This window comes from Streptomyces sp. NPDC051578, assembly GCF_044454045.1.
Lineage (GTDB): Bacteria > Actinomycetota > Actinomycetes > Streptomycetales > Streptomycetaceae > Streptomyces.
Genome location: NZ_JBITDH010000005.1, coordinates 340781 through 360564 on the forward strand (window position 1 = coordinate 340781; position 19784 = coordinate 360564).

The following is a 19784-nucleotide window of genomic DNA, read 5'->3' on the forward strand; positions in this document are numbered from 1 at the left end:
GCCCGGCCCGAGCCGCTCCACCCTGGCCGAGGCCGCTCCGGCGGCCCAGGCAGGCCGTTGACAGGCGGTGATCGGCGGACGGAGACTGCGGGCGCGCCCCATCCGGGCGTGCCCGGCGCCATACGCCGGCGCCGACACCGGCGCCGGCCCGGCTCCGCCCGTACGGATCCGCCCAGGAGAGACCCCATGAGCATCCGCACCGTCCGCGACGTCTACGTCGTCGACGCCGTCCGCACCCCGATCGGCAAGTTCGGCGGGGCGCTCGCCGGCGTCCGCCCGGACGACCTGGCCGCCCACGTGGTGCGCGCGCTGGTGGACCGTACGCCCGACCTCGACCCGGCCCGCATCGACGACGTCGTCTTCGGCGACGCCAACGGGGCGGGCGAGGACAACCGGGACGTCGCGCGCATGGCGGTGCTGCTGGCGGGGCTGCCCGTGTCCGTCCCCGGCGTCACCGTCAACCGGCTCTGCGGGTCCGGCCTGGAGGCCGTGATCCAGGCCGCCCGCGCCGTCGCGCTCGGCGACGCCTCGGTGGCCATCGCGGGCGGGGTGGAGTCGATGTCCCGTGCGCCGTGGGTGGTGCAGAAGCCGGAGCGCGCCTTCCCGGCCGGGCACCAGCAGATGTGGTCCACCACCCTGGGGTGGCGGATGACCAATCCCCGGATGCCCGCGGAGTGGACCGGCTCGCTCGGCGAGGGCGCCGAACTCGTCGCGGACAAGTACGCCGTCACGCGCGAGGCGCAGGACCTGTTCGCCCTGGAGAGCCACCGCAAGGCCGCGGCCGCCTGGGCCGACGGGCTCTACGACACCGAGGTCGTCCCGTACCCGGGCGCGGAGCTCGTACGGGACGAGTCGATCCGGGAGGGTTCCACGCCCGAGGCGATGGCGCGGCTCAAGCCCGCGTTCCGTACGGACGGCTCCGGCACGGTCACCGCGGGCAACTCCTCCCCGCTGAACGACGGGGCGGCGGCGCTGCTGCTGACGGACGAGGCGGGGCTCGCCGCCACCGGCCGCGATCCGCTGGCCCGCATCAGTGCGAGCGCCGTCACGGGGATCGAGCCGCAGCTGTTCGGGCTCGGGCCGGTGGAGGCCGTCCAGCGGGCGCTCGCCAAGGCCGGCCGGGGGATGGGCGAGCTGTCCGTGCTGGAGCTCAACGAGGCTTTCGCGGCGCAGGCGTTGGGCTGTCTGGCGGCCTGGCCGGAGCTGGACCCGGCGGTGGTCAACCCGCGCGGCGGTGCGATCGCGATCGGGCACCCGCTCGGCGCCTCGGGCGCCCGGCTGGCGGGGTCGGTCGCCCACCAGCTCGCGGCGGCCGGCTCCGGTACGGGCATGGCGGCGCTGTGCATCGGTGTCGGGCAGGGCATCGCGCTGGTCCTGGAACGCTGACCGGGCCGGGCCCCGCCCCCCCCGCAACCCGCACCCCTGCCCCGCACCCCGCACCCCGCCCACCCCTGTCGATCATTTCCGGTCAAAGCAGCGCCTCAACTGCCCAATAACTGAACAGAAGTGCCGCCCCGGGTCTGGCACGATGGCGCGTGCCGCCGCACCCCGCCCCACCCAGACCCGGAGGCCCCGCGCCATGCCGCTCCTCGACCCGACGCTCTGGCAGGACGGACCCACCCTGACCGGCGGCACCGCCCCGGTCGTCGAACCCGCGACCGGGCGTACCCTCGCCACCCTCGACCTCGCCGGTCCCGTGGACGTGGCCGAGGCCGCCGTACGGGCCCGGGCCGCGCAGCACGACTGGGCCCGGGCCACCCACCTGGAGCGGGCGGCCGTGCTGCGCCGCGCCGGCGACCTGTTCGCCGAGCACGCCGAGGAGCTGCGGGACTGGCTGGTGCGGGAATCCGGGTCCATACCCGGCAAGGCGGACTTCGAGCTGCACGTCGCCGCACAGGAGTGCTACGAGGCGGCCGCGCTGGCCTCGCGTCCGGCCGGGCAGGTCCTGCCCAGCGAGGCGCCCCGGCTCTCCTTCACCCGGCGGGTGCCGGCCGGGGTGGTCGGGGTCATCGCCCCGTTCAACGCGCCGCTGATCCTGTCGATCCGCTCGGTGGCCCCGGCCCTCGCCCTGGGCAACGCGGTCCTGCTCAAGCCCGACCCGCGCACCGCCGTCTGCGGCGGCATCGCCCTGGCCGCCGTGTTCGCCGCGGCGGGGCTTCCCGCGGGGGTACTGCACGTACTGCCCGGCGGAGCCGCGACGGGCTCGGCGGTCGTCGCCGATCCCCGCGTACGGGTGGTGTCGTTCACCGGCTCGACCGCTGCCGGGCGCAAGGTCGGTGAACTGGCGGGACGTCATCTGACCCGTGCGCACCTGGAGTTGGGCGGCAACTCGGCGCTCGTCGTGCTGGAGGACGCCGACGTGGAAGCCGCCGTCGCGCAGGCCTCCTGGGGTTCCTTCTTCCACCAGGGCCAGATCTGCATGACCGCCGGGCGCCACCTGGTGCACGCCTCCCTGTACGACGAGTACGTGGAGCGGCTCGCCGCGCGTGCGGAGGCGCTGGCGGTGGGTGATCCGTACCGCGAGCGGGTGCACCTGGGGCCGCTGATCGACCGGGACCAGGTGGAGCGGGTCCACGCCCTGGTCGAGGCGAGCGCCGAACAGGGTGCCAAGCTGGTTGTGGGCGGCACCCACCGGGACCTGTTCTACCGGCCGACGGTGCTGGCGGGCGTGTCCGACGACTGCCCGGCCTACACGGAGGAGGTCTTCGGCCCCGTGGCGCCCGTACGGTCCTTCGCGACGGAGGACGAGGCGGTCGCGCTGGCCTCGGCGGGCCCGTACGGCCTCTCCCTCGGCATCGTCACGCGCGACGCGATGCACGGTCTCGACCTGGCGGCCCGCATCCCGACCGGCATCGCACACGTGAACGACCAGACCGTCAACGACGAGGCCGTGGCCCCCTTCGGAGGCGTCGGCGCGTCGGGCACGGGAGCCCGCTTCGGCGGCGAAGCGAACCTAAAGGCCTTCACCGAACTCCGCTGGACCACGGTCCGCACGACCCCGCCCGCTCATCCGTTCTAGGGAACGCCACCGTGTTCCGGAATGCCCAGGGCCCATCGTTCGTTCACGCAGGACAACCGGCTACCTCAGGAGGTTCGGACACCGTGGCGACAGTCGAGCTCACCAAGGAGAATTTCGACCGGACGGTCAGCGACAACCCCTTCGTGCTGATCGATTTCTGGGCCGGCTGGTGCCGTCCCTGCCTGCAGTTCGCGCCGGTCTACGAGAAGGCCTCCGAGGCCAATCCGGACCTGCTCTTCGCCAAGGTGGACACCGAGGCGCAGCAGGAGCTGGCCGGCGCCTTCCAGATCAGCTCGATCCCGACCCTGATGATCGTCCGGGACCAGGTGGCGATCTTCGCGCAGCCCGGCGCGCTCCCCGAGGCGGCGCTGACCGACCTCATCGCGCAGGCTCGCGCCCTGGACATGGACGAGGTCCGGGCGAAGATCGCCTCGGACCGGCCCGGGGGAGCGGGCACGGAGCAGGGCGGCTCCGGCACGCCGGAGGCCTGAAATTGCCCGCCGGCGCCCCGGGCCCCCGGCGACACTGGCCGCATGACCGAAGCGGTGGAATACGACGTGGTGGTGCTCGGCGGCGGACCGGCCGGCGAGAACCTCGTGGACCGGACCCGGGCGGCCGGGCTGAGCACGGCGCTGGTGGAGAGCGAGCTCGTGGGCGGGGAGTGCTCGTACTGGGCCTGCATCCCGAGCAAGGCACTGCTGCGCCCGGTGCTGGCCCGGGCCGATGCGCGCAGGGTCCCCGGCCTGGCGGGCGCCGTCGGGGGCGCCCTGGACGCGGAGGCGGTGTACGCGCACCGCGACTACTGGACCGGCAACTGGAAGGACGACGGCCAGCTCGACTGGCTCGACTCCATCGGAGCCCATCTCTACCGGGGTCACGGCCGGCTCTACGGGATCCGCAAGGTAGCCGTCACCAGCCCCGAGGGCGAGCACCACGTCCTCACCGCCCGCCACGCCGTGGTGATCGCGACGGGCACCCGGGCCGTGATCCCGCAACTCCCCGGGATCGCCGGGGCCCGCCCGTGGACCAGCCGGGAGGCGACCTCCGCCCGTCAGGCACCGGAGCGGCTGCTGATCGTCGGAGGGTCCGTGGTCGCCGCCGAAATGGCGACGGCCTGGCAGGCCCTCGGCTCCCGCGTCACGGTGCTCGTACGCGGCTCGGGGCTGCTGCCGAGGATGGAACCGTTCGCCGGGGAACTGGTCGCCGGGGCGCTGCGCGAGGCCGGCGCGCAGATCCGTACGGACGTCGCGGTGGAGGCGGTCGTACGGGACGGGGCGACCGGGCCCGTCACCGTCGTGCTGGAAGGCGGCGAGACCGTCGAGGGCGACGAACTGCTGATGGCGACCGGCCGCGCCCCGCGCACCGACGACATCGGGCTCGACACCGTGGGCCTGACCCCCGGCGACTGGATCGGTGTCGACGACAGCTGCCGGGTCCACGGCCACGACTGGCTCTACGCCGTCGGCGACGTCAATCACCGCGCGCTGCTCACTCACCAGGGCAAGTACCAGGCCCGGATCGCGGGCGCCGTCATCGCGGCCCGCGCGGCAGGCGGGGAACCGGCCGACACCGGCCGCTGGGGCGCTCACACCGCGACCGCCGACACCGCGGCCCTGCCGCAGGCGGTGTTCACCGACCCCGAGGCCGCGGCCGTGGGCCTGACCCTGGCCGAGGCGCAGAAGGCGGGCCACCGGGTCCGCGCGGTCGACTACGACCTCGGCAAGGTCTCGGGCGCCGGACTGTACGCGGACCCGTACCCGGGCCGGGCCCGGATGGTCGTCGACCTGGACCGGGAGGTGCTGCTCGGCGCCACCTTCGTCGGGCCGGGCGCGGCGGAACTCCTGCACGCGGCCACCATCGCCGTCGCCGGGGAGGTGCCGATCAGCCGGCTGTGGCACGCGGTCCCGGCGTTCCCGACCGTCAGCGAGATCTGGCTCAGGCTGCTGGAGACGTATCGCGGGTAGGGGGCCGCCGCCTCGGCTGCGGCGTCGGAGGCCGCCGATGATCAATTGGCCCTGGAACGCGGGCGGCAGGGCCGGTTGGATGGGCGGCACCGACGTAACGAAGGAGCCACCGCCCGTGATAGTGATCGCCCACCTCAGCGATGTCCACTTCGACGGCGACGCACGTGCCGCCGACCGCGCCCGCGCCGTCATGGAGTACCTCGACGGCCTGCCCTACGACCTCGACGCGGTGCTCGTGAGCGGTGACATCGCCGATCACGGCACCCCCGAGGAGTACGACGAGGCCCGCAAGGTGCTGCGCTCGCGCCACCCGGCGGTCATCTGTCCGGGCAACCACGACGAGCGGCTCGCGTTCCGGCAGGGCCTGCTCGGGGAGGCGGAGCCGACCGCGGAGCCGGTGAACCAGGTGGTGCGGGGCGACGGCTTCGTACTCGCGGTGTGCGACTCCTCCGTGCCCGGCGAACACCAGGGCTTCCTGGAGGAGTCGACGCTGGAGTGGCTGGAGGGGGTCCTCGCCGGCACCCCGCGCGAGGTGCCCGTCCTGGTGGCCTTCCACCACCCGCCCGTCACCCTGCACATCCCGTACGTGGACGGCATCCGGCAGTTCGGCGAGGAGCGGCTCGCGGCGCTCGCCGCACGGCACCCGCACCTCAAGGCGTTCCTCTGCGGCCACGCCCACACCGGGGCCGCCACGACGTTCGCGGGACGGCCGCTGCTGGTGGCGCCGGGCGTGGTGTCCACGACGCGGCTGCCGTGGGAGGCGCAGAGCGGCCCCGACGAGCACGTCCACCTCGACGAGCCGCCGGTCGTCGCGTTCCATGTACTGGGGGAGGACGGGCGGCTGACGACCCATTACCGGGTGGTCGTGGACCGCCGGTAGCTACTGCCGTCGCGGGTACGGACGAGGTGGCCCGAGGTGACCAGGTAGCGGCGCAGCGCCGAGCAGTCCTCGTGGACGGTGCGCAGGGCGTCGTTCACCTCGGGCTCCGTGTACTCGCGCCCGGGGACGAAGAGGGTTTCGCCGAGGTGGGCCAGCAACTGCTCGCGCCGGGCCGCCTTGCGCGGAACGGCGGTGAGGCGGCCGTGGGAGAAGAGGTCCTCGACACCTCGCGGGCGGCGGGGCTCCGGGCCCCGGTCCTCGGGCCGGGCGGGCTGTGACGTTTCGGTGTTCTCTGACATGCCGTGCAGCTTCGCCCGGCCGGCACGGGTCGCGCAACGCAATTGACGGCGCCCGCCGTTCGGCCCGGGCGTATGGCCGCCTCGGCCGGCGCGGATGTGTGGCCCGGGCGCCCGGCCCGGATGTGTGGCCCGGGCGCCCGGCCTGGATGTGGCCCGCCGGTCCCGGAGGTCATCCGGGGCCGGCGGACCCGCTCGTGGTGCGCGGGGCTCAGGGGGCGACGGTGATCTGCTGCGCCGGGTTGGTGGTGTCGGTGACGTTGTAGAGGGCGTTGAAGGTGGACGACGTCGCGCTCGTCGGGCAGCCGAACGTGCCGGTTACGGTGACCGGCACCGAGGCGTTGGTGAAGGTCAGGCTGGACGGGGCGCCGTTGACCCAGGCTCCGCCGACGTTCGCCGGCCCCGTCGGGGCGGCCGTGACGGTACAGGTGGCCAGGCCGGTGGTGTGGACGACCAGTCCGCCGGTCGGCACCGTCATGGTGGCGGTGGCGGGCGAGCCGTTCTGCATCGACACCGACCAGGCGCCGCTGGTGGTCACCGTCGGGGTGACGCCCGGCATGCTCGACGTGCAGGAGCTGTACGTGGGCGGGGAGATCGGCGAGGAGACCGGCCCGGCCGCGTTGTGGTTGCCGGGGGCGGCCGGCACCGTACCGGTGGAGACGGAGACCGTGCAGGTCACGGTCACCGAACCGGCCTTGAGGGTGGCCTTGCCGCTGAGCGTGGCCCGGAAGGCGTGTCCGGCCGGGGTGACGGTGGTCGACCCGGCCAGCGGTAAGGGCGTGGCGGTCGCGGAGGTGGAGGCCACGGTCAGGGCCGCTGCGGCGGCCATCCCGAGGGCGAGCGCGGTGCGCGTACGGCTCATGGCTGTACTCCTTGGGAATCGTGGAGCGGGGTGGGGGAGCGGGTGGGGTCCGCTGCCGCGTCCCGGCCGGGGATGGGGCCCGGGGAAGCGGTGGGTTCCGCGGCCTCGGTGGCGTCCGGGGCGCGCGGGGTGGCGTACGGCTGCCAGGCGAAGATCAGGCCGCCGCCGAGAATGCCGAGGAGGGTGCCGATCAGGAAGCCGCCGAGGTTCGACAGGACCAGGGCGGCGGTCGCGATCAGGGTGGTGAGGATTCCGGCGAGGGTGCGCTGGTGCGGGGCCCACCACGCCGTGAGCCCGAGGACGATCATGACGATCCCCATCAGGACGGACGGGATCCCTGCCACCCCCTGCTGGAGCATGATCTTCAACGGGGCCAGCGGCAGCACGCAGATCCAGGCCCCGGCCGCGATGGCGGCCAGCCCGCCCCAGAAGGGCCTGCCGCGCCGCCAGCGCCGCCACGACGGCCGGCGCCCGTCCATGCGACCGTTGCGGCGACCGCTCAGAAGCATTCCTTCTTCCCCTTGCTGATTCCCATGCTCAGCCCGGAGAGTTTGAAGGTGCCCGCGTTGGTGGCCCACGCGGTCTGGTGCAGATTGCTGATGGCGACCGTGTCCGCTTGCTGGGCGAACAGGTCCTGCATGCCCACCGCCTCGGTCGGTCCCTTGTCGAGCGTCGACGCGTCGCGGCCGATCTCGATGTTGCTGAACACGGCGTCACCGGAGAGCTGGGTGGCGTCGACGAACAGGTTGCTCGCCTCCACGGGGTCCTTCCCGCCCGCCGTGAGGTTGAGCGAGATGTCCCCGATGAGCGGGAGGGTCGTCACCACCGACTGGCACAGGCTGTGGAGCTTGGCCTCCTTGATGGCGGTGACGGCCACGGGAATGAGGTCCTCGCGGGCGTTGACGTCGACACTGCCGTACTGCGCGAAGCCCTCGCCCTCCAGGCTCTTCGCCGACACCTTGAACTGCTGTCCGGAGACGGCGAATGAGGCGGCGAGCGCGCCCTGCGCGAGGGCGATCCCGAGGCCTGCGGTCACGGCCACGGCGGGCACGGTCAGGAGGGCGAAACGCCGCCACCGGACCCGTCCGGTGCCCCTTCGGTCGTCCCCGCCGGTGGTGTCCCCGGTACCGGGTGGTTCGGATAAGTTCGGTGAGCTTGCCATGAGATCGTCCCTGTATCTCGGCTGTGCACCTTTGTTACCGACGAGTTGAATGTAAGAGTGCCAATGGGGGTTGGCAAGGTTGCTCGAACGTACCTTTTCGGCCGAGTCCTACTGCCCCGTAGGCCGTTACTCGGCCTCCGCACGCAGCAGTTCGGCTATCTCCGCCTCCACCCGCCGGGCCATCGCGCGGGCGAACTCGGCGGCCACGACCTCGCCCGCCACCGGCCGCAGCGCCGCGGCCGCCCCAGAGATGTGATCCAGCTGGGTGGCCGAAAGTCGCTCCGTGCCGTCCGCGCCGACGAGCCCGTCCGGACCTATGACGTGCCGCCGGAACAGCCCGACGAACCGGTCGGCGAGGGCCGCCGCCTGATCCTGTACGAAGTCCCCCGCGTCCAGGATCTCCGCGAGCGGCACGCCCTGGCGCACCAGCGCCAGCGTCGCCTCCAGCAGCCGCCGGCTGCGGTGCGTGACCCGGTCGCCCTCGACCCGTACGTAACCCAGCTCCACCGCCCGCCGGGTGTCCTCGGCCGTCCCCGCCGGACCGAACAGCTCACCCAGCTCGGCCGTGGTCATGGTGACCGGCTCCTCCTGCTCCCAGCCGTCGGCCATCGCCCGCTCCAGACCCAGGAGTTGGGACAGACCGCCGCCCTGCTCCCACGCGTCCAGCAGCTCGGCGATGCCGTTGACGGAGTAGCCGCGCCCCAGCAGGTCGCTGATCAGCCGCAGCCGCACCAGGTGCTCGTCCGAGTACCAGGCGAGCCGGCCCTCCCGGCGGGGCGGGGGCAGCAGCCCGCGCTCCTGGTAGTAGCGAAGGTTGCGCACCTTGACGCCCGCCGCCCGTGCCACGTCCTCGCGGCGGTAACGGCTGCCGCCGCTCCGGCCGTCGTCCGGTTCGTCCTGATTCACCTGGCTGCCCACGCGGCCGAGTGTAGGACGTACCGGCAGGTCACTTGGGCCCTACGGGCGCTGTTCCCGTTCCATCCGCTTGACCGCCCGCAGCACCACGAACTTGGGCTCGCTCGCCGTGACTTCGCTGTTGCCGAAGAGCCGCTTGAGGTGGGTGTGGTAGCCCATGTGGCGGTTGGCGACCACCCACAGCTCGCCGCCCGGCCGCAGCACCTTGCGGGACTGCGCGAACATCCGCAGCGCGGTCGCGTCCGTGGTGGCCTGGTGGGAGTGGAACGGCGGGTTGCACAGGACGAGGTCCACGGAACCGGGGTCGAGCATGGCCACGCCGTCGCCGACGAGGAAGTCGGCCCGGTCGCGGTCGCGCGTGACGTTGGCACGGAACGTGGCCTTCGCCGAGGCGATCGCCTGGTAGGACTCGTCGGTGAACACGACCTCCGCCCGGGGGTCGGCGACCGCCACCGCCGTGCCGATGACGCCGTTGCCGCAGCCGAGGTCCACGACGCGGGCGCCGTCGGTGTTGGTGGGGATGGACTGCAGGAAGAAGCGGGTCCCGACGTCGAGCCGGTCCGCGCAGAAGATGCCCGCGTGGTTGACCACGGTCAGCCCGGCGCCGGAGCCGCCGTCCTCGTCGATCGTGTACGTCACCGGCCACGGGGCGGACGCGCCGCCCGTCTTCGCCCCTGGGGTGCTCGCCGCGTGCGCGGGCGCGGCGAAGATCAGGCGCGCCTTCTTCTCGGCGAGCGAGGTCTTGGTCGGCCCCAGGATCCGCTCGAAGAGGCGCAGCGTGGAGGTGTGGATCTCCTTGACCATGCCGGTGCCGACCACGACGCTGTCCGCGTGCAGCCTGGGCGCCAGCCGGTGGAGCTGGTCCTCCAGCAGCGCGAGGCTCTTGGGGACCCGCACCAGGAGCACGTCGATCCGCGCGGGCGGCTCGTCCTGCGTCGTCAGCAGGGTCACCGTGTCCTTGGCGGTGCCGATCCCGGCCCGGTCCAGGTTGGCCATGGTGGCCGAGCGGGTCAGGGAGGAGTCGGTGATCTGCGTCGGGTGGTAGGCGGCCAGGGCGGTCGTCAACGCCCCCCAGCGGTCGCCGAGCACGGTGATCTGCCGGCCGCCGCCGAGGTCGACCGGTCCGCGGTCCCCGGTCCCGGACGCGAGGTGCTGCAGGAGGTACTCGTCGGCGGCGTCCCAGGCGCGGAGCCGGTCGCGCGGGTCCTGGGGGAAGCGGGTGAGCTCGTAGGAGCCGAAAGGCGTGGTCAGACGGTTCATATTGGCCCCAGGCTATCCGAGACGGCCGCCCGGCCCCGCACGGACGGGGCCGGGCGGCCGCGGGCCCGGTGTCGCGGACGGCCCTCAGGCAGGCAGCTCGCCCGCCATGGCGGCCGCGATGCGCAGGTACGGGGCCGCCTCGGCGGAGCGGCCCTGGCGCTCCAGGGTGCGGCCGAGCATCAGCTGCGCGTAGTCCTCCACCGGCCAGCGCTCCAGGATGGCGCGCAGCTCCTGCTCGGCGCGCGAGAGCTGGGCGGAGTGGTAGTAGGCGCGGGCCAGCAGCAACCGGGGCGCGAGCTGCTCGGGGGCCTCGGCGGTCAGCGTGGCCAGGACGCGGGCCGCCGTCGCGTACTCCTTCGCGTCGAAGAACAGGCTGCCCCGCGCCCAGCGCTCGGCGGCCGTCCCGTGCCCGTAGTACGCCGCCTGCGCGTCGCGCGCGGTGTCCTGGGCCTCCCGGGCCTCCTTGGCGTCCATGACCGTTCCTTCCGCCGTTCAGGTGGTGCGTCCGGTCCCTCCAACACGGTGGCTTCCCCGCACATTCCATGGAACGCGGCGGCCCCGGCGGTACTAAGTTGTGCGGTATGAGCAATCTCGATCGCCAGCCCGCCCTCTCCGTCTGCGGGGGCCGCGGTTTCGTCGTCGCCGAGCCGGTACGTGAGCTCCTCAGCCCGCGGACGGTCAAGCTCGGGGAGTCCACCGAGGTGCGCCGGCTTCTGCCCAACCTGGGCCGCAGGATGGTGGGGGCCTGGTGCTTCGTCGACCACTACGGTCCCGACGACATCGCCGACGAGCCGGGCATGCAGGTGGCGCCCCACCCGCACTCCGGTCTGCAGACCGTGAGCTGGCTGCACGAGGGGGAGGTCCTGCACCGCGACAGCGAGGGCAGCCTCGCGACGATCCGCCCGCGCGAGCTGGGCCTGATGACCTCGGGCCGCGGCATCAGCCACTCCGAGGAGAGCCCGCGCCCGCACGCCCGGTTCCTGCACGGCGCCCAACTGTGGGTGGCCCTGCCGGACGCCCACCGCGACGTGGCCCCGCACTTCCAGCACCACGCGGACCTGCCGCGCGTCACGGCCCCGGGCCTGACGGCGACGGTCATCCTGGGCACCTTGGACGAGGCGACCTCGCCCGGCACCGCCTACACCCCCATCGTGGGGGCCGACCTCGCCCTGACGGCGGGCACCGAAACCCGGCTGCCGCTGGACCCGGACTTCGAGTACGCGGTCCTGTCGATGTCGGGCGAGACCCACGTCGACGGCGTCCCCCTCATGCCGGGCTCGATGCTCTACCTCGGCTGCGGCCGCACGGAACTCCCCCTGCGCGCCTCCTCGGACGCGAGCGTGATGCTCCTGGGCGGCGAACCGTTCGAGGAGGAGATCGTCATGTTCTGGAACTGGATCGGCCGCTCCCAGGAGGACATCGAACAGTTCCGCCAGGACTGGACGAACGGCACCCGCTACGGCGAGGTCAAGGGCTACGACGGCCCTCCGATCCCGGCGCCGCCCCTCCCGGCGACCCGCCTCAAGCCGCGTGGCCGCGTGCGCTGAACTGCCCGCCGCGGTCTCGGGTGCCCTGGAGACCGGGCGAGGCTACGAGCCGGTCACCGCAGGCCGGAGACCTTGAAGACCGTGTGGGCCGTCTCGCGGTCGATGCGCTGCGCCAGCTGTCGCAGTGCGGTCACGCCGCGCAGCAGGGTGCCGGACCGGATGGACGTGCGGGTGTCCGTGTCGAGGCGGTGCCACATGGCCGGGTTGCGGATCATGATCGTCGGATCGATCTCGACCTGGCTCCCCTCCGTGTCCCGGAGGACCATCCGCTGGGCCACCCCGTCGGACCACCGGACCGAGACGAGGGAGTCGGTTCGGACGGTGTCCGTGACGAGCAGTCCACGGGTGATCAGCAGACCGGGCCGTACGGAGACCCGAGGCGGGTGCAAGACCACGAGGAGAAGGCCGGCCAGCCCCGTCCAGAGGGCGCCGCGGGCCACGTTGAGCTCTCCGAAGCCCGCGTCCATGGCGAACAGGACCGTGAGCAGGATGAACGCGACACCGATCGCCGAGCGCCTCTCACCGGCCCAGTGGACGTCCTGTGCGAAGGGTCCGGGCGGCGCCGCTTCGGAGCCCTGTGCGCGGGTCGGGGCGTGAGTGAAACGTCTTCCCATGAGAGCGACGTTAGGGCTGGCGGAAGCCTCTGGGGCGGACCCTGACGCACCGCTGACGTGCCGGCTACGCCGTCTTGATTCCGACGGCCTTTTCGTCAGTGCCGCGTCAAAGATCGACTCATCGGTCGTCACGACGGCGGCCTTGTCGGGCCGCGGGGCGGCAGCCGGCTCCTGCCTGCGGGCGGCCGCCCCGCAGCCGGGCCGCCGTCGCAGGCCTCCACGACGTCGAACTTGCGCGCCTGGAAATTGATCTTCAGCGCGCGGACGAGCTGAGGGTCGTCCTCCGCCACCAGCACCCGGGTCATCGGTGTGCAGCCTTTCCTTCGTCGCGGGCACGGTGAGCGGCCGGCGGGACGCCGGGGAACCCTCCCGGCGTGAGCCGGGGGAGTTCCGCGCCCCGCCCGCCACCGGTCCGTGCGAGGGGGAACATCAGCTCTTGGTCAGTGCCTTGAGGGCGATGTTGAGTTCGAGGACGTTGACGCGGGGTTCGCCCATGAAGCCGAGGGTGCGGCCGGTGGTGTGGTCGGCGACGAGCTTTTCGACCTGCTCGACGTCGAGCTTGTTCTGCTCGGCGACCCGGTGGACCTGCAGCTCGGCGTAGGCGGGGGAGATGTCCGGGTCGAGGCCGGAGCCGGAGGAGGTGACGGCCTCCGCGGGTACGTCTTCCGGCTTGACCGTGTACGAGGCCGTCGTGTTGGCGGCGACGACCGCGGCCTTGGCGTCCTCGACCAGCTTGACCAGGTCCGGGTTGTCGCCCGCCTTGTTGGTGGCGCCGGAGAGGAGCAGCGAGTACCGGGTGTTGACGCTGTTGGAACCGAGGCCGTTGGAGGGACGCGGCTGGAACCATTTGAGGTCCGGCCTGGCGGCTTCCTCCGGGTCGTCGGGGTTCTGCTTGGGGAGGTCGTAGGTCTGGCCGATGAGGGAGGATCCCACGACCCGGCCGCTCCCGTCCTTGATCTCGGAGCCGTTGGCCGTGTCACCGAAGGCGACCTGGGCGAAGCCGGTGACGGCCAGCGGGTACAGGACGCCGCAGACGACCGTCAGAACCAGCAGGGCGCGCAGACCGGCCCACAGCAGACGAGCGGTGTTTCCTACGGAGTTGTTCATGGCTCAGCCGATTCCGGGGATGAGGGAGATGAGCAGGTCGATGATCTTGATTCCGATGAACGGGGCGATCAGACCGCCCATGCCGTAGAGGCCGAGGTTGCGGCGGAGCATCTTGTCGGCGCTCGTCGGCTTGTACCGGACGCCCTTGAGGGCGAGCGGGACCAGGGCGACGATGATCAGCGCGTTGAAGATGACGGCGGAGAGGATCGCCGACTCGGGCGAGTGCAGGCCCATGATGTTGAGCTTGTCCAGGCCGGGGTAGACCACGGCGAACATCGCGGGGATGATCGCGAAGTACTTCGCGACGTCGTTGGCGATGGAGAACGTGGTCAGGGCACCACGCGTGATCAGCAACTGCTTGCCGATCTCCACGATCTCGATGAGCTTGGTGGGGTTGGAGTCCAGGTCCACCATGTTCCCGGCCTCCTTCGCGGCCGAGGTGCCCGTGTTCATCGCGACGCCGACGTCGGCCTGGGCGAGCGCCGGGGCGTCGTTCGTACCGTCGCCGGTCATGGCGACGAGCTTGCCGTCGGCCTGCTCCCGCTTGATGAGGGCCATCTTGTCCTCGGGCGTGGCCTCGGCGAGGAAGTCGTCGACACCCGCTTCTTCGGCGATGGCCTTGGCGGTGAGCGGGTTGTCCCCGGTGATCATGACGGTCTTGATGCCCATGCGGCGCAGCTCGTCGAACCGCTCCCGCATGCCCTCCTTGACGACGTCCTTGAGGTGGATGACACCGAGGACGCGGGCGCCCTGCTCGTCCCGAACGGCGACGAGGAGCGGGGTTCCGCCGGCTTCGGAGATCGTGCCGGCGAGGAGTCCTGCGTCGTCGCAGACCTCGCCGCCCTGCTCCTCCACCCAGCTGATGACGGAGCCGGCAGCGCCCTTGCGGGTCTGCTTGCCGTCCACGTCCCCACCCGACATACGGGTCTGGGCGGTGAAGGCGATCCACTCGGCCTGCGACAGCTCGCCCTGGTGGCGCTCGCGCAGCCCGTACTTCTCCTTCGCCAGGACGACGATGGAACGGCCCTCGGGCGTCTCGTCCGCGAGGGACGACAGCTGGGCGGCGTCCGCGAGTTCGGCCTCCGTCGCGCCCTTGACCGGGACGAACTCCGAGGCCTGGCGGTTGCCGAGGGTGATGGTGCCGGTCTTGTCGAGGAGCAGCGTCGACACGTCGCCCGCGGCCTCGACCGCACGCCCCGACATGGCCAGGACGTTGCGCTGGACGAGGCGGTCCATCCCCGCGATGCCGATCGCGGAGAGCAGCGCGCCGATGGTGGTCGGGATCAGGCATACGAGCAGGGCCGTCAGCACGATCATCGACTGTTCGGCGCCCGCGTAGATCGCGAACGGCTGGAGGGTGACCACCGCCAGCAGGAAGACGATCGTGAGGGAGGCGAGAAGGATGTTGAGCGCGATCTCGTTGGGCGTCTTCTGTCGTGCCGCGCCCTCGACCAGGGCGATCATGCGGTCGATGAAGGTCTCACCGGGCTTCGTCGTGATCTTGATGACGATCCGGTCGGAGAGGACCTTCGTGCCGCCGGTGACCGCGCTGCGGTCGCCGCCGGATTCCCGGATGACGGGGGCGGATTCGCCCGTGATGGCGGACTCGTCCACGGACGCGACGCCCTCGACGACGTCACCGTCGCCCGGGATGATGTCGCCCGCCTCGCAGACCACCAGGTCACCGATGCGCAGGTCGGTGCCCGGGACCTGCTCCTCGCCCTTGCCGTCATCGGCCAGCCGGCGGGCGACGGAGTCGGTTTTGGCCTTGCGCAGCGTGTCGGCCTGGGCCTTGCCCCGGCCCTCGGCCACCGCCTCCGCCAGGTTGGCGAAGATCGTGGTCAGCCACAGCCAGGCCGTGATGGCCCAGCCGAACCAGTCCGTCGGGTCCAGACAAGCCAGCACGGTCGTGACGACCGAGCCGATCAGGACGACGAACATGACCGGCGACTTGATCACGACTCGGGGGTCGAGCTTGCGGACGGCGTCCGGGAAGGACCTCAGCAGCTGCTGCGGATCGAACAGGCCGCCGTCCACGCGTCCGGTGCCCGGCTTGTGTCCGGTGGGCACGTCCTGGTGCGGAGCCCTGGTGGGTGTGGCGGTGCTCATGATGCGAGTCCTTCGGCGAGCGGACCCAGCGCCAGGGCCAGGAAGTAGGTCAGACCGGTGACGATGAGGATCGTGCCGACGAGCAGGCCGGTGTAGAGCGGCTTGTCGGTACGGAGGGTGCCCGCCGTCTCGGGGACGGGCTTCTGCTCGGCGAGCGAGCCGGCCAGCGCGAGGACGAAGACCATCGGGAGGAAGCGGCCCAGCAGCATGGCGATGCCGATCGTGGAGTTGTACCACTGGGTGTCGGCGTTCAGTCCCGCGAAGGCGGAGCCGTTGTTGTTGGCGCCCGAGGTGTAGGCGTAGAGGACCTCGGAGAACCCGTGCGCGCCGGAGTTCAGCATGGAGTGGGGCGGGGTGGGCAGGGCCATGGCCGCGGCGGTGAAGCAGAGCACCAGGGCCGGGGTGATGAGGATGTAGCAGGCCGCGAGCTTGATCTCGCGGGTGCCGATCTTCTTCCCCAGGTACTCGGGCGTCCGCCCGACCATCAGACCCGCGAGGAACACGGCGATGACCGCCATGATCAGCATGCCGTACAGGCCGGAACCGACACCACCGGGCGCGATCTCGCCGAGCTGCATGCCCAACAGCTGGATGCCGCCGCCGAGTCCGGTGAAGGAGGAGTGGAAGGAGTTGACCGCGCCGGTCGAGGTGAGCGTGGTGGCGACGGAGAAGATGGCGGAGGCGCCGATGCCGAAGCGGGTCTCCTTGCCCTCCATCGCCCCGCCGGCGGCCTCGAAGGCCGGGCCGTGGTGCGCGAACTCGGTCCACATCATCAGCGCGGTGAAGGCGAGCCAGATCGTCGCCATCGTGGCGAGGATCGCGTAGCCCTGGCGCAGGCTGGCGACCATGCGGCCGAAGGTGCGCGTCAGCGCGAACGGGATGACCAGGATCAGGAAGACCTCGAACAGGTTCGAGAAGGGGGTGGGGTTCTCGAAGGGATGGGCCGAGTTGGCGTTGAAGTAGCCGCCGCCGTTCGTGCCCAGCTCCTTGATGACCTCCTGCGAGGCGACCGCCCCGCCGTTCCACTGCTGCGTGCCGCCCGGGAACTGGCCGACCCCGTGGATGCCCGCGAAGTTCTGGATCGCGCCGCAGGCGACCAGCACGATCGCGCCGATCACCGAGACGGGCAGCAGGATCCGGACGGTGCCGCGGACCAGGTCGGCCCAGAAGTTGCCGAGTTCGCCGGTGCGGGAGCGCGCGAAGCCCCGTACGAGGGCCACGGCCACGGCCATGCCGACCGCGGCGGAGACGAAGTTCTGCACCGCCAGGCCGCCGGTCTGCACGACGTGGCCCATGGCCTGCTCGCCGGCGTACGACTGCCAGTTGGTGTTCGCCACGAACGAGGCAGCGGTGTTGAAGGCCTGGTCGGGGTCGATGGCCCGGAAGCCGAGCGAGCCGGGCAGGATCCCCTGGGCGCGCTGGAGGGCGTAGAGGAACAGGACGCCGACCGCGGAGAAGGCGAGGACGCCGCGCAGGTACGCGGGCCAGCGCATCTCGGCCGTCGGGTCGGCGCCGATCGCCTTGTAGATCCACTTCTCCGGGCGGTAGTGCTTCCCGGAGGAGTAGACGCGGGCCATGTGGTCGCCCAGGGGCCGGTAGGCCAGCGCGAGCGCGGCCGTCAGCGCGAGGAGCTGGAGCACACCAGCGAGAACGGGACTCATCGGTGGCTAGAACCTCTCCGGGTACACGAGGGCGAGGACGAGGTATCCGAGCAGGGAGACGGCCACGACGAGGCCGACGATGTGTTCGGCGGTCACAGCTTGGTCACCCCCCGGGCGATGAGGGCCACCAGCGCGAACACCGCGATCGTGGTGACGACGAAGGCCAGATCGGCCACCGTGAGCTCCTGGATGATGTGGATGAGATGAAATCGGCCAGATGGCCGATGACGAGACAATCGCGTCCCCAGCCCGGAGTTAAGCCGCCTTGACGGAGTCCATACGGCCGCGGGGGATCTCTTGACGGCACCCTGACGGGAAGCGCCGGCCGGCTGCCCCGCCGCGGCGTCAAAGGCGCGTGAATACCGCAGCGGCGGTCGTATGGACGGCGCCAAGAGCACGGGCGATCCGCCCGCGGCATTGCGACGCTGTCCTCACGTGGTCCAACGGAGGAACAGCGAAAGATGTCCATAGACATGGGAAAGCCGGGCACGGCAGGACAGACCCCGGGCACGGAGGAGCCTCCTGATACCGGCGTACGGGCGCCCGCGGGAGGCGACCGTCACCGGCTGACCGCCCTCCAAGGACTGGCCGCGCTGTCGCTGGACGCGATGGCGTCCGTGGCGTACGGCCCGGAGTCGATCGTGCTCGTCCTGGCCGCGGCCGGTGCCCACGGCGTGGGCTTCACCCTCCCCGTCACCCTCGCGATCGCCGCGCTGCTGGCGGTGCTGGTGGCCTCGTACCGGCAGGTCATCGCCGCCTTCCCGGAGGGCGGGGGCGCGTACGCCGTGGCCAGGAAGCACCCGGGCCGGCGTACGAGCCTGATCGCCGCGGCCTCGCTGATCCTGGACTACGTCCTGAACGTGGCCGTGTCCGTCACGGCCGGCGTGGCCGCCCTGACGTCGGCGTTCCCGGAGCTCTACGGGGAGCGGGTGTGGATCTGCCTGGGCATCCTCGTCCTGGTCACCGCCGTGAACCTGCGCGGGGTCGCGGAATCCGCCAGGGCCTTCCTCGTACCCACCGCCGTGTTCGTCGCCTCGATCCTCGCGATGGTCGTCGTGGGATTCTTCCGCGACGGTCCCGTCAGCACCGCGTCCGCCGCCGGGCACGCCTCCGCCCTCGGTGAGGGCGCGACCACCGTCGGCGCGCTCCTGCTGCTGAAGGCCTTCGCCGCCGGCTGTTCGGCGCTGACGGGCGTCGAGGCGGTTGCCAACGCCGTGCCGTCGTTCCGGGCTCCGGCGGCCCGCCGGGCCCAGCGCACCGAGGTCGCTCTCGCCGCGCTCCTGGGCGTGATGCTGATCGGCCTGTCGGTCCTCATCGGCCGCTTCCACCTCCAGCCGGTCGAGGGCGTGACCGTACTGGCCCAGCTCGCGGACGCCTCCTTCGGCCACGACCTCGCCTTCTACGTGGTCCAGTTCGCCACGATGGTGCTGCTCGCGCTCGCCGCGAACACCTCCTTCGGCGGGCTGCCCGTCCTGATGGGCCTCCTGGCCCGCGACCACCACCTGCCGCACGTCTTCGCCCTCAAGGCGGACCGCCAGGTCCACCGCCACGGCGTGGTCTGGCTGGCGTCCGTCTCCGCTCTCCTGCTCGTCTTCTCGGGTGGCGACACCAACACCCTCGTCCCGCTCTTCGCCATCGGTGTCTTCGTCGGCTTCACCATCTGCCAGGTCGGCATGGTCCGTCACTGGTACAGGGAGCGGCCGCGGGGCTGGCAGGCGAAGGCGGCCCTCAACGGCTTCGGTGCCCTGCTGACCGGTGCCTCGGCCGTCGTCGTCACCGCCACGAAGTTCACCGAGGGCGCCTGGCTGATCGTCGTCGCACTGCCGTTGCTCGTTGTCGGCTTCGAGAAGATCCACCGCGCGTACACGGAGATCGGTGAACGCCTGGAGCTCGGCCGGGTCCCGCAGGCTCCGCGGCGCTCGCGCTCCCTGGTCGTGGTGCCCGTCTCCGGTCTGTCCCGCCTGACCAGCCAGGCGCTCACGGCCGCCCGCTCACTCGGCGATGACGTCTTCGCCGTGACGGTCACCCACCCGTCCCCCGAGGACCATGAGGCAGCCGAAGCCCTCAGGCGGGACTGGGAGTTGTGGAAGGCCGGCGTCGAGCTGATCGAGATTTCCTCGGAAACCCGCTCGCTCGGCCGCCCCCTGTCGTCGTACGTGCGCAAGCTGGCCCAGTCCCATCCGGACGCCCAGGTGACCGTCCTGATCCCGGAGACCGAGCCGGCCCGCGTGTGGCAGCGGCTGCTCCAGAACCAGCGCGGCTCCGTCGTCGCCCACGCGGTCCGCCGCGACACCGACGCCGTGATCTGCCGGCTCCGCTTCCGCATCACCGCCGACGCTCGCTGACCGGCCTGCGATGCCGGCCCCGCCCCCGGCCCCGCCCCTCCTG

20 protein-coding genes and 1 pseudogene are annotated in these 19784 nt (G+C 72.0%); 7 read left to right on the forward strand and 14 right to left on the reverse strand.

The features are described from left to right. Positions 1 to 186: 186 nt before the first annotated feature. The 5 genes from ACIA6C_RS23205 to ACIA6C_RS23225 all read left to right on the forward strand — a co-directional run bounded on the left by ACIA6C_RS23205 (position 187) and on the right by ACIA6C_RS23225 (position 5863). The gene (locus tag ACIA6C_RS23205) at positions 187 to 1386 is read left to right on the forward strand and encodes a thiolase family protein (RefSeq protein ID WP_399278525.1); all 1200 of its coding nucleotides are present in this window, start codon (positions 187 to 189) and stop codon (positions 1384 to 1386) included. 193 nt (positions 1387 to 1579) lie between these two features. After that, on the forward strand, positions 1580 to 3019 hold the full coding sequence (locus ACIA6C_RS23210; RefSeq protein WP_399278527.1) for an aldehyde dehydrogenase family protein: 1440 nt from the start codon (positions 1580 to 1582) through the stop codon (positions 3017 to 3019). 83 nt (positions 3020 to 3102) lie between these two features. After that, a complete protein-coding gene (locus tag ACIA6C_RS23215) occupies positions 3103 to 3510 on the forward strand; it encodes a thioredoxin family protein (protein WP_399278529.1) in 408 nt (135 codons plus the stop codon). A gap of 42 nt (positions 3511 to 3552) precedes the next feature. Further along, entirely contained in the window at positions 3553 to 4983 is a 1431-nt protein-coding gene (locus ACIA6C_RS23220; protein WP_366080261.1) for an NAD(P)/FAD-dependent oxidoreductase, read from the forward strand. 115 nt (positions 4984 to 5098) lie between these two features. Then, positions 5099 to 5863, forward strand: coding sequence for a metallophosphoesterase (locus tag ACIA6C_RS23225; RefSeq protein ID WP_399278532.1), 765 nt, complete (start codon positions 5099 to 5101; stop codon positions 5861 to 5863). On the opposite strand, the gene ACIA6C_RS23230 is transcribed toward ACIA6C_RS23225, so the two are convergent. The 7 genes from ACIA6C_RS23230 to ACIA6C_RS23260 form a co-directional block, all read right to left on the reverse strand. Then, positions 5836 to 6162, reverse strand: a complete 327-nt coding sequence (locus ACIA6C_RS23230; protein WP_366080263.1) for a DUF2087 domain-containing protein — start codon at positions 6160 to 6162, stop codon at positions 5836 to 5838. The two genes, ACIA6C_RS23225 and ACIA6C_RS23230, sit on opposite strands and share 28 nt — an antisense overlap. Before the next feature lie 208 nt (positions 6163 to 6370). Continuing rightward, the gene (locus tag ACIA6C_RS23235) at positions 6371 to 7021 is read right to left on the reverse strand and encodes a hypothetical protein (RefSeq protein ID WP_399278534.1); all 651 of its coding nucleotides are present in this window, start codon (positions 7019 to 7021) and stop codon (positions 6371 to 6373) included. Beyond that, on the reverse strand, positions 7018 to 7530 hold the full coding sequence (locus tag ACIA6C_RS23240; RefSeq protein WP_399278536.1) for a DUF6114 domain-containing protein: 513 nt from the start codon (positions 7528 to 7530) through the stop codon (positions 7018 to 7020). Before ACIA6C_RS23240 ends, ACIA6C_RS23235 begins: the two co-directional genes overlap by 4 nt. Continuing rightward, a complete protein-coding gene (locus tag ACIA6C_RS23245) occupies positions 7521 to 8183 on the reverse strand; it encodes a DUF6230 family protein (protein ID WP_399278538.1) in 663 nt (220 codons plus the stop codon). The genes ACIA6C_RS23240 and ACIA6C_RS23245 overlap by 10 nt, the downstream gene beginning before the upstream one ends. A 126-nt stretch (positions 8184 to 8309) precedes the next feature. Next, entirely contained in the window at positions 8310 to 9101 is a 792-nt protein-coding gene (locus ACIA6C_RS23250) for a MerR family transcriptional regulator (protein ID WP_399278540.1), read from the reverse strand. Positions 9102 to 9140: 39 nt separating this feature from the next. Continuing rightward, positions 9141 to 10349 carry a methyltransferase gene (locus ACIA6C_RS23255; RefSeq protein WP_399278712.1) on the reverse strand — a complete coding sequence of 403 codons (1209 nt, stop codon included), beginning with the start codon at positions 10347 to 10349 and terminating at the stop codon, positions 9141 to 9143. 93 nt (positions 10350 to 10442) lie between these two features. Then, positions 10443 to 10832, reverse strand: a complete 390-nt coding sequence (locus ACIA6C_RS23260) for a tetratricopeptide repeat protein (RefSeq protein ID WP_399278542.1) — start codon at positions 10830 to 10832, stop codon at positions 10443 to 10445. Between the two features lie 107 nt (positions 10833 to 10939). Between ACIA6C_RS23260 and ACIA6C_RS23265 the strand changes: the two genes are divergently transcribed. Then, positions 10940 to 11905, forward strand: a complete 966-nt coding sequence (locus ACIA6C_RS23265) for a pirin family protein (RefSeq protein ID WP_399278544.1) — start codon at positions 10940 to 10942, stop codon at positions 11903 to 11905. A gap of 53 nt (positions 11906 to 11958) precedes the next feature. Here ACIA6C_RS23265 and ACIA6C_RS23270 read toward each other — a convergent pair whose 3' ends face one another. The 7 genes and pseudogenes from ACIA6C_RS23270 to ACIA6C_RS23300 form a co-directional block, all read right to left on the reverse strand. Further along, a complete protein-coding gene (locus tag ACIA6C_RS23270; RefSeq protein WP_399278546.1) occupies positions 11959 to 12519 on the reverse strand; it encodes a hypothetical protein in 561 nt (186 codons plus the stop codon). 194 nt (positions 12520 to 12713) lie between these two features. Then, a pseudogene (locus ACIA6C_RS23275) lies at positions 12714 to 12824 on the reverse strand (DNA-binding response regulator); the annotation flags it as partial. A 124-nt stretch (positions 12825 to 12948) separates the two neighbouring features. After that, a complete protein-coding gene (locus ACIA6C_RS23280) occupies positions 12949 to 13626 on the reverse strand; it encodes a potassium-transporting ATPase subunit C (protein ID WP_399278548.1) in 678 nt (225 codons plus the stop codon). 3 nt (positions 13627 to 13629) lie between these two features. Further along, on the reverse strand, positions 13630 to 15735 hold the full coding sequence (kdpB, locus tag ACIA6C_RS23285; protein ID WP_399278550.1) for a potassium-transporting ATPase subunit KdpB: 2106 nt from the start codon (positions 15733 to 15735) through the stop codon (positions 13630 to 13632). Then, positions 15732 to 17396, reverse strand: coding sequence for a potassium-transporting ATPase subunit KdpA (kdpA, locus tag ACIA6C_RS23290; RefSeq protein ID WP_399278552.1), 1665 nt, complete (start codon positions 17394 to 17396; stop codon positions 15732 to 15734). The genes kdpB and kdpA overlap by 4 nt, the downstream gene beginning before the upstream one ends. Before the next feature lie 6 nt (positions 17397 to 17402). Continuing rightward, the gene (kdpF, locus tag ACIA6C_RS23295; protein WP_361132165.1) at positions 17403 to 17492 is read right to left on the reverse strand and encodes a K(+)-transporting ATPase subunit F; all 90 of its coding nucleotides are present in this window, start codon (positions 17490 to 17492) and stop codon (positions 17403 to 17405) included. Further along, the gene (locus tag ACIA6C_RS23300; protein WP_399278555.1) at positions 17489 to 17632 is read right to left on the reverse strand and encodes a hypothetical protein; all 144 of its coding nucleotides are present in this window, start codon (positions 17630 to 17632) and stop codon (positions 17489 to 17491) included. The genes kdpF and ACIA6C_RS23300 overlap by 4 nt, the downstream gene beginning before the upstream one ends. Positions 17633 to 17857: 225 nt before the next feature. Between ACIA6C_RS23300 and ACIA6C_RS23305 the strand changes: the two genes are divergently transcribed. Then, positions 17858 to 19741, forward strand: coding sequence for an APC family permease (locus tag ACIA6C_RS23305; protein ID WP_399278557.1), 1884 nt, complete (start codon positions 17858 to 17860; stop codon positions 19739 to 19741). Positions 19742 to 19784 lie beyond the last annotated feature (43 nt).

Bases quoted from the DNA above. Each gene is read 5' to 3' on its own strand.
- ACIA6C_RS23205 (WP_399278525.1), top strand. From the start codon at position 187: ATGAGCATCCGCACCGTCCGCGACGTCTACGTCGTCGACGCCGTCCGC.
- ACIA6C_RS23210 (WP_399278527.1), top strand. From the start codon at position 1,580: ATGCCGCTCCTCGACCCGACGCTCTGGCAGGACGGACCCACCCTGACC.
- ACIA6C_RS23220 (WP_366080261.1), top strand. From the start codon at position 3,553: ATGACCGAAGCGGTGGAATACGACGTGGTGGTGCTCGGCGGCGGACCG.
- ACIA6C_RS23230 (WP_366080263.1), bottom strand. From the start codon at position 6,162: ATGTCAGAGAACACCGAAACGTCACAGCCCGCCCGGCCCGAGGACCGG.
- ACIA6C_RS23235 (WP_399278534.1), bottom strand. From the start codon at position 7,021: ATGAGCCGTACGCGCACCGCGCTCGCCCTCGGGATGGCCGCCGCAGCG.
- ACIA6C_RS23240 (WP_399278536.1), bottom strand. From the start codon at position 7,530: ATGCTTCTGAGCGGTCGCCGCAACGGTCGCATGGACGGGCGCCGGCCG.
- ACIA6C_RS23245 (WP_399278538.1), bottom strand. From the start codon at position 8,183: ATGGCAAGCTCACCGAACTTATCCGAACCACCCGGTACCGGGGACACC.
- ACIA6C_RS23260 (WP_399278542.1), bottom strand. From the start codon at position 10,832: ATGGACGCCAAGGAGGCCCGGGAGGCCCAGGACACCGCGCGCGACGCG.
- ACIA6C_RS23265 (WP_399278544.1), top strand. From the start codon at position 10,940: ATGAGCAATCTCGATCGCCAGCCCGCCCTCTCCGTCTGCGGGGGCCGC.
- ACIA6C_RS23270 (WP_399278546.1), bottom strand. From the start codon at position 12,519: ATGGGAAGACGTTTCACTCACGCCCCGACCCGCGCACAGGGCTCCGAA.
- ACIA6C_RS23280 (WP_399278548.1), bottom strand. From the start codon at position 13,626: ATGAACAACTCCGTAGGAAACACCGCTCGTCTGCTGTGGGCCGGTCTG.
- kdpB (WP_399278550.1), bottom strand. From the start codon at position 15,735: ATGAGCACCGCCACACCCACCAGGGCTCCGCACCAGGACGTGCCCACC.
- kdpA (WP_399278552.1), bottom strand. From the start codon at position 17,396: ATGAGTCCCGTTCTCGCTGGTGTGCTCCAGCTCCTCGCGCTGACGGCC.
- ACIA6C_RS23305 (WP_399278557.1), top strand. From the start codon at position 17,858: ATGTCCATAGACATGGGAAAGCCGGGCACGGCAGGACAGACCCCGGGC.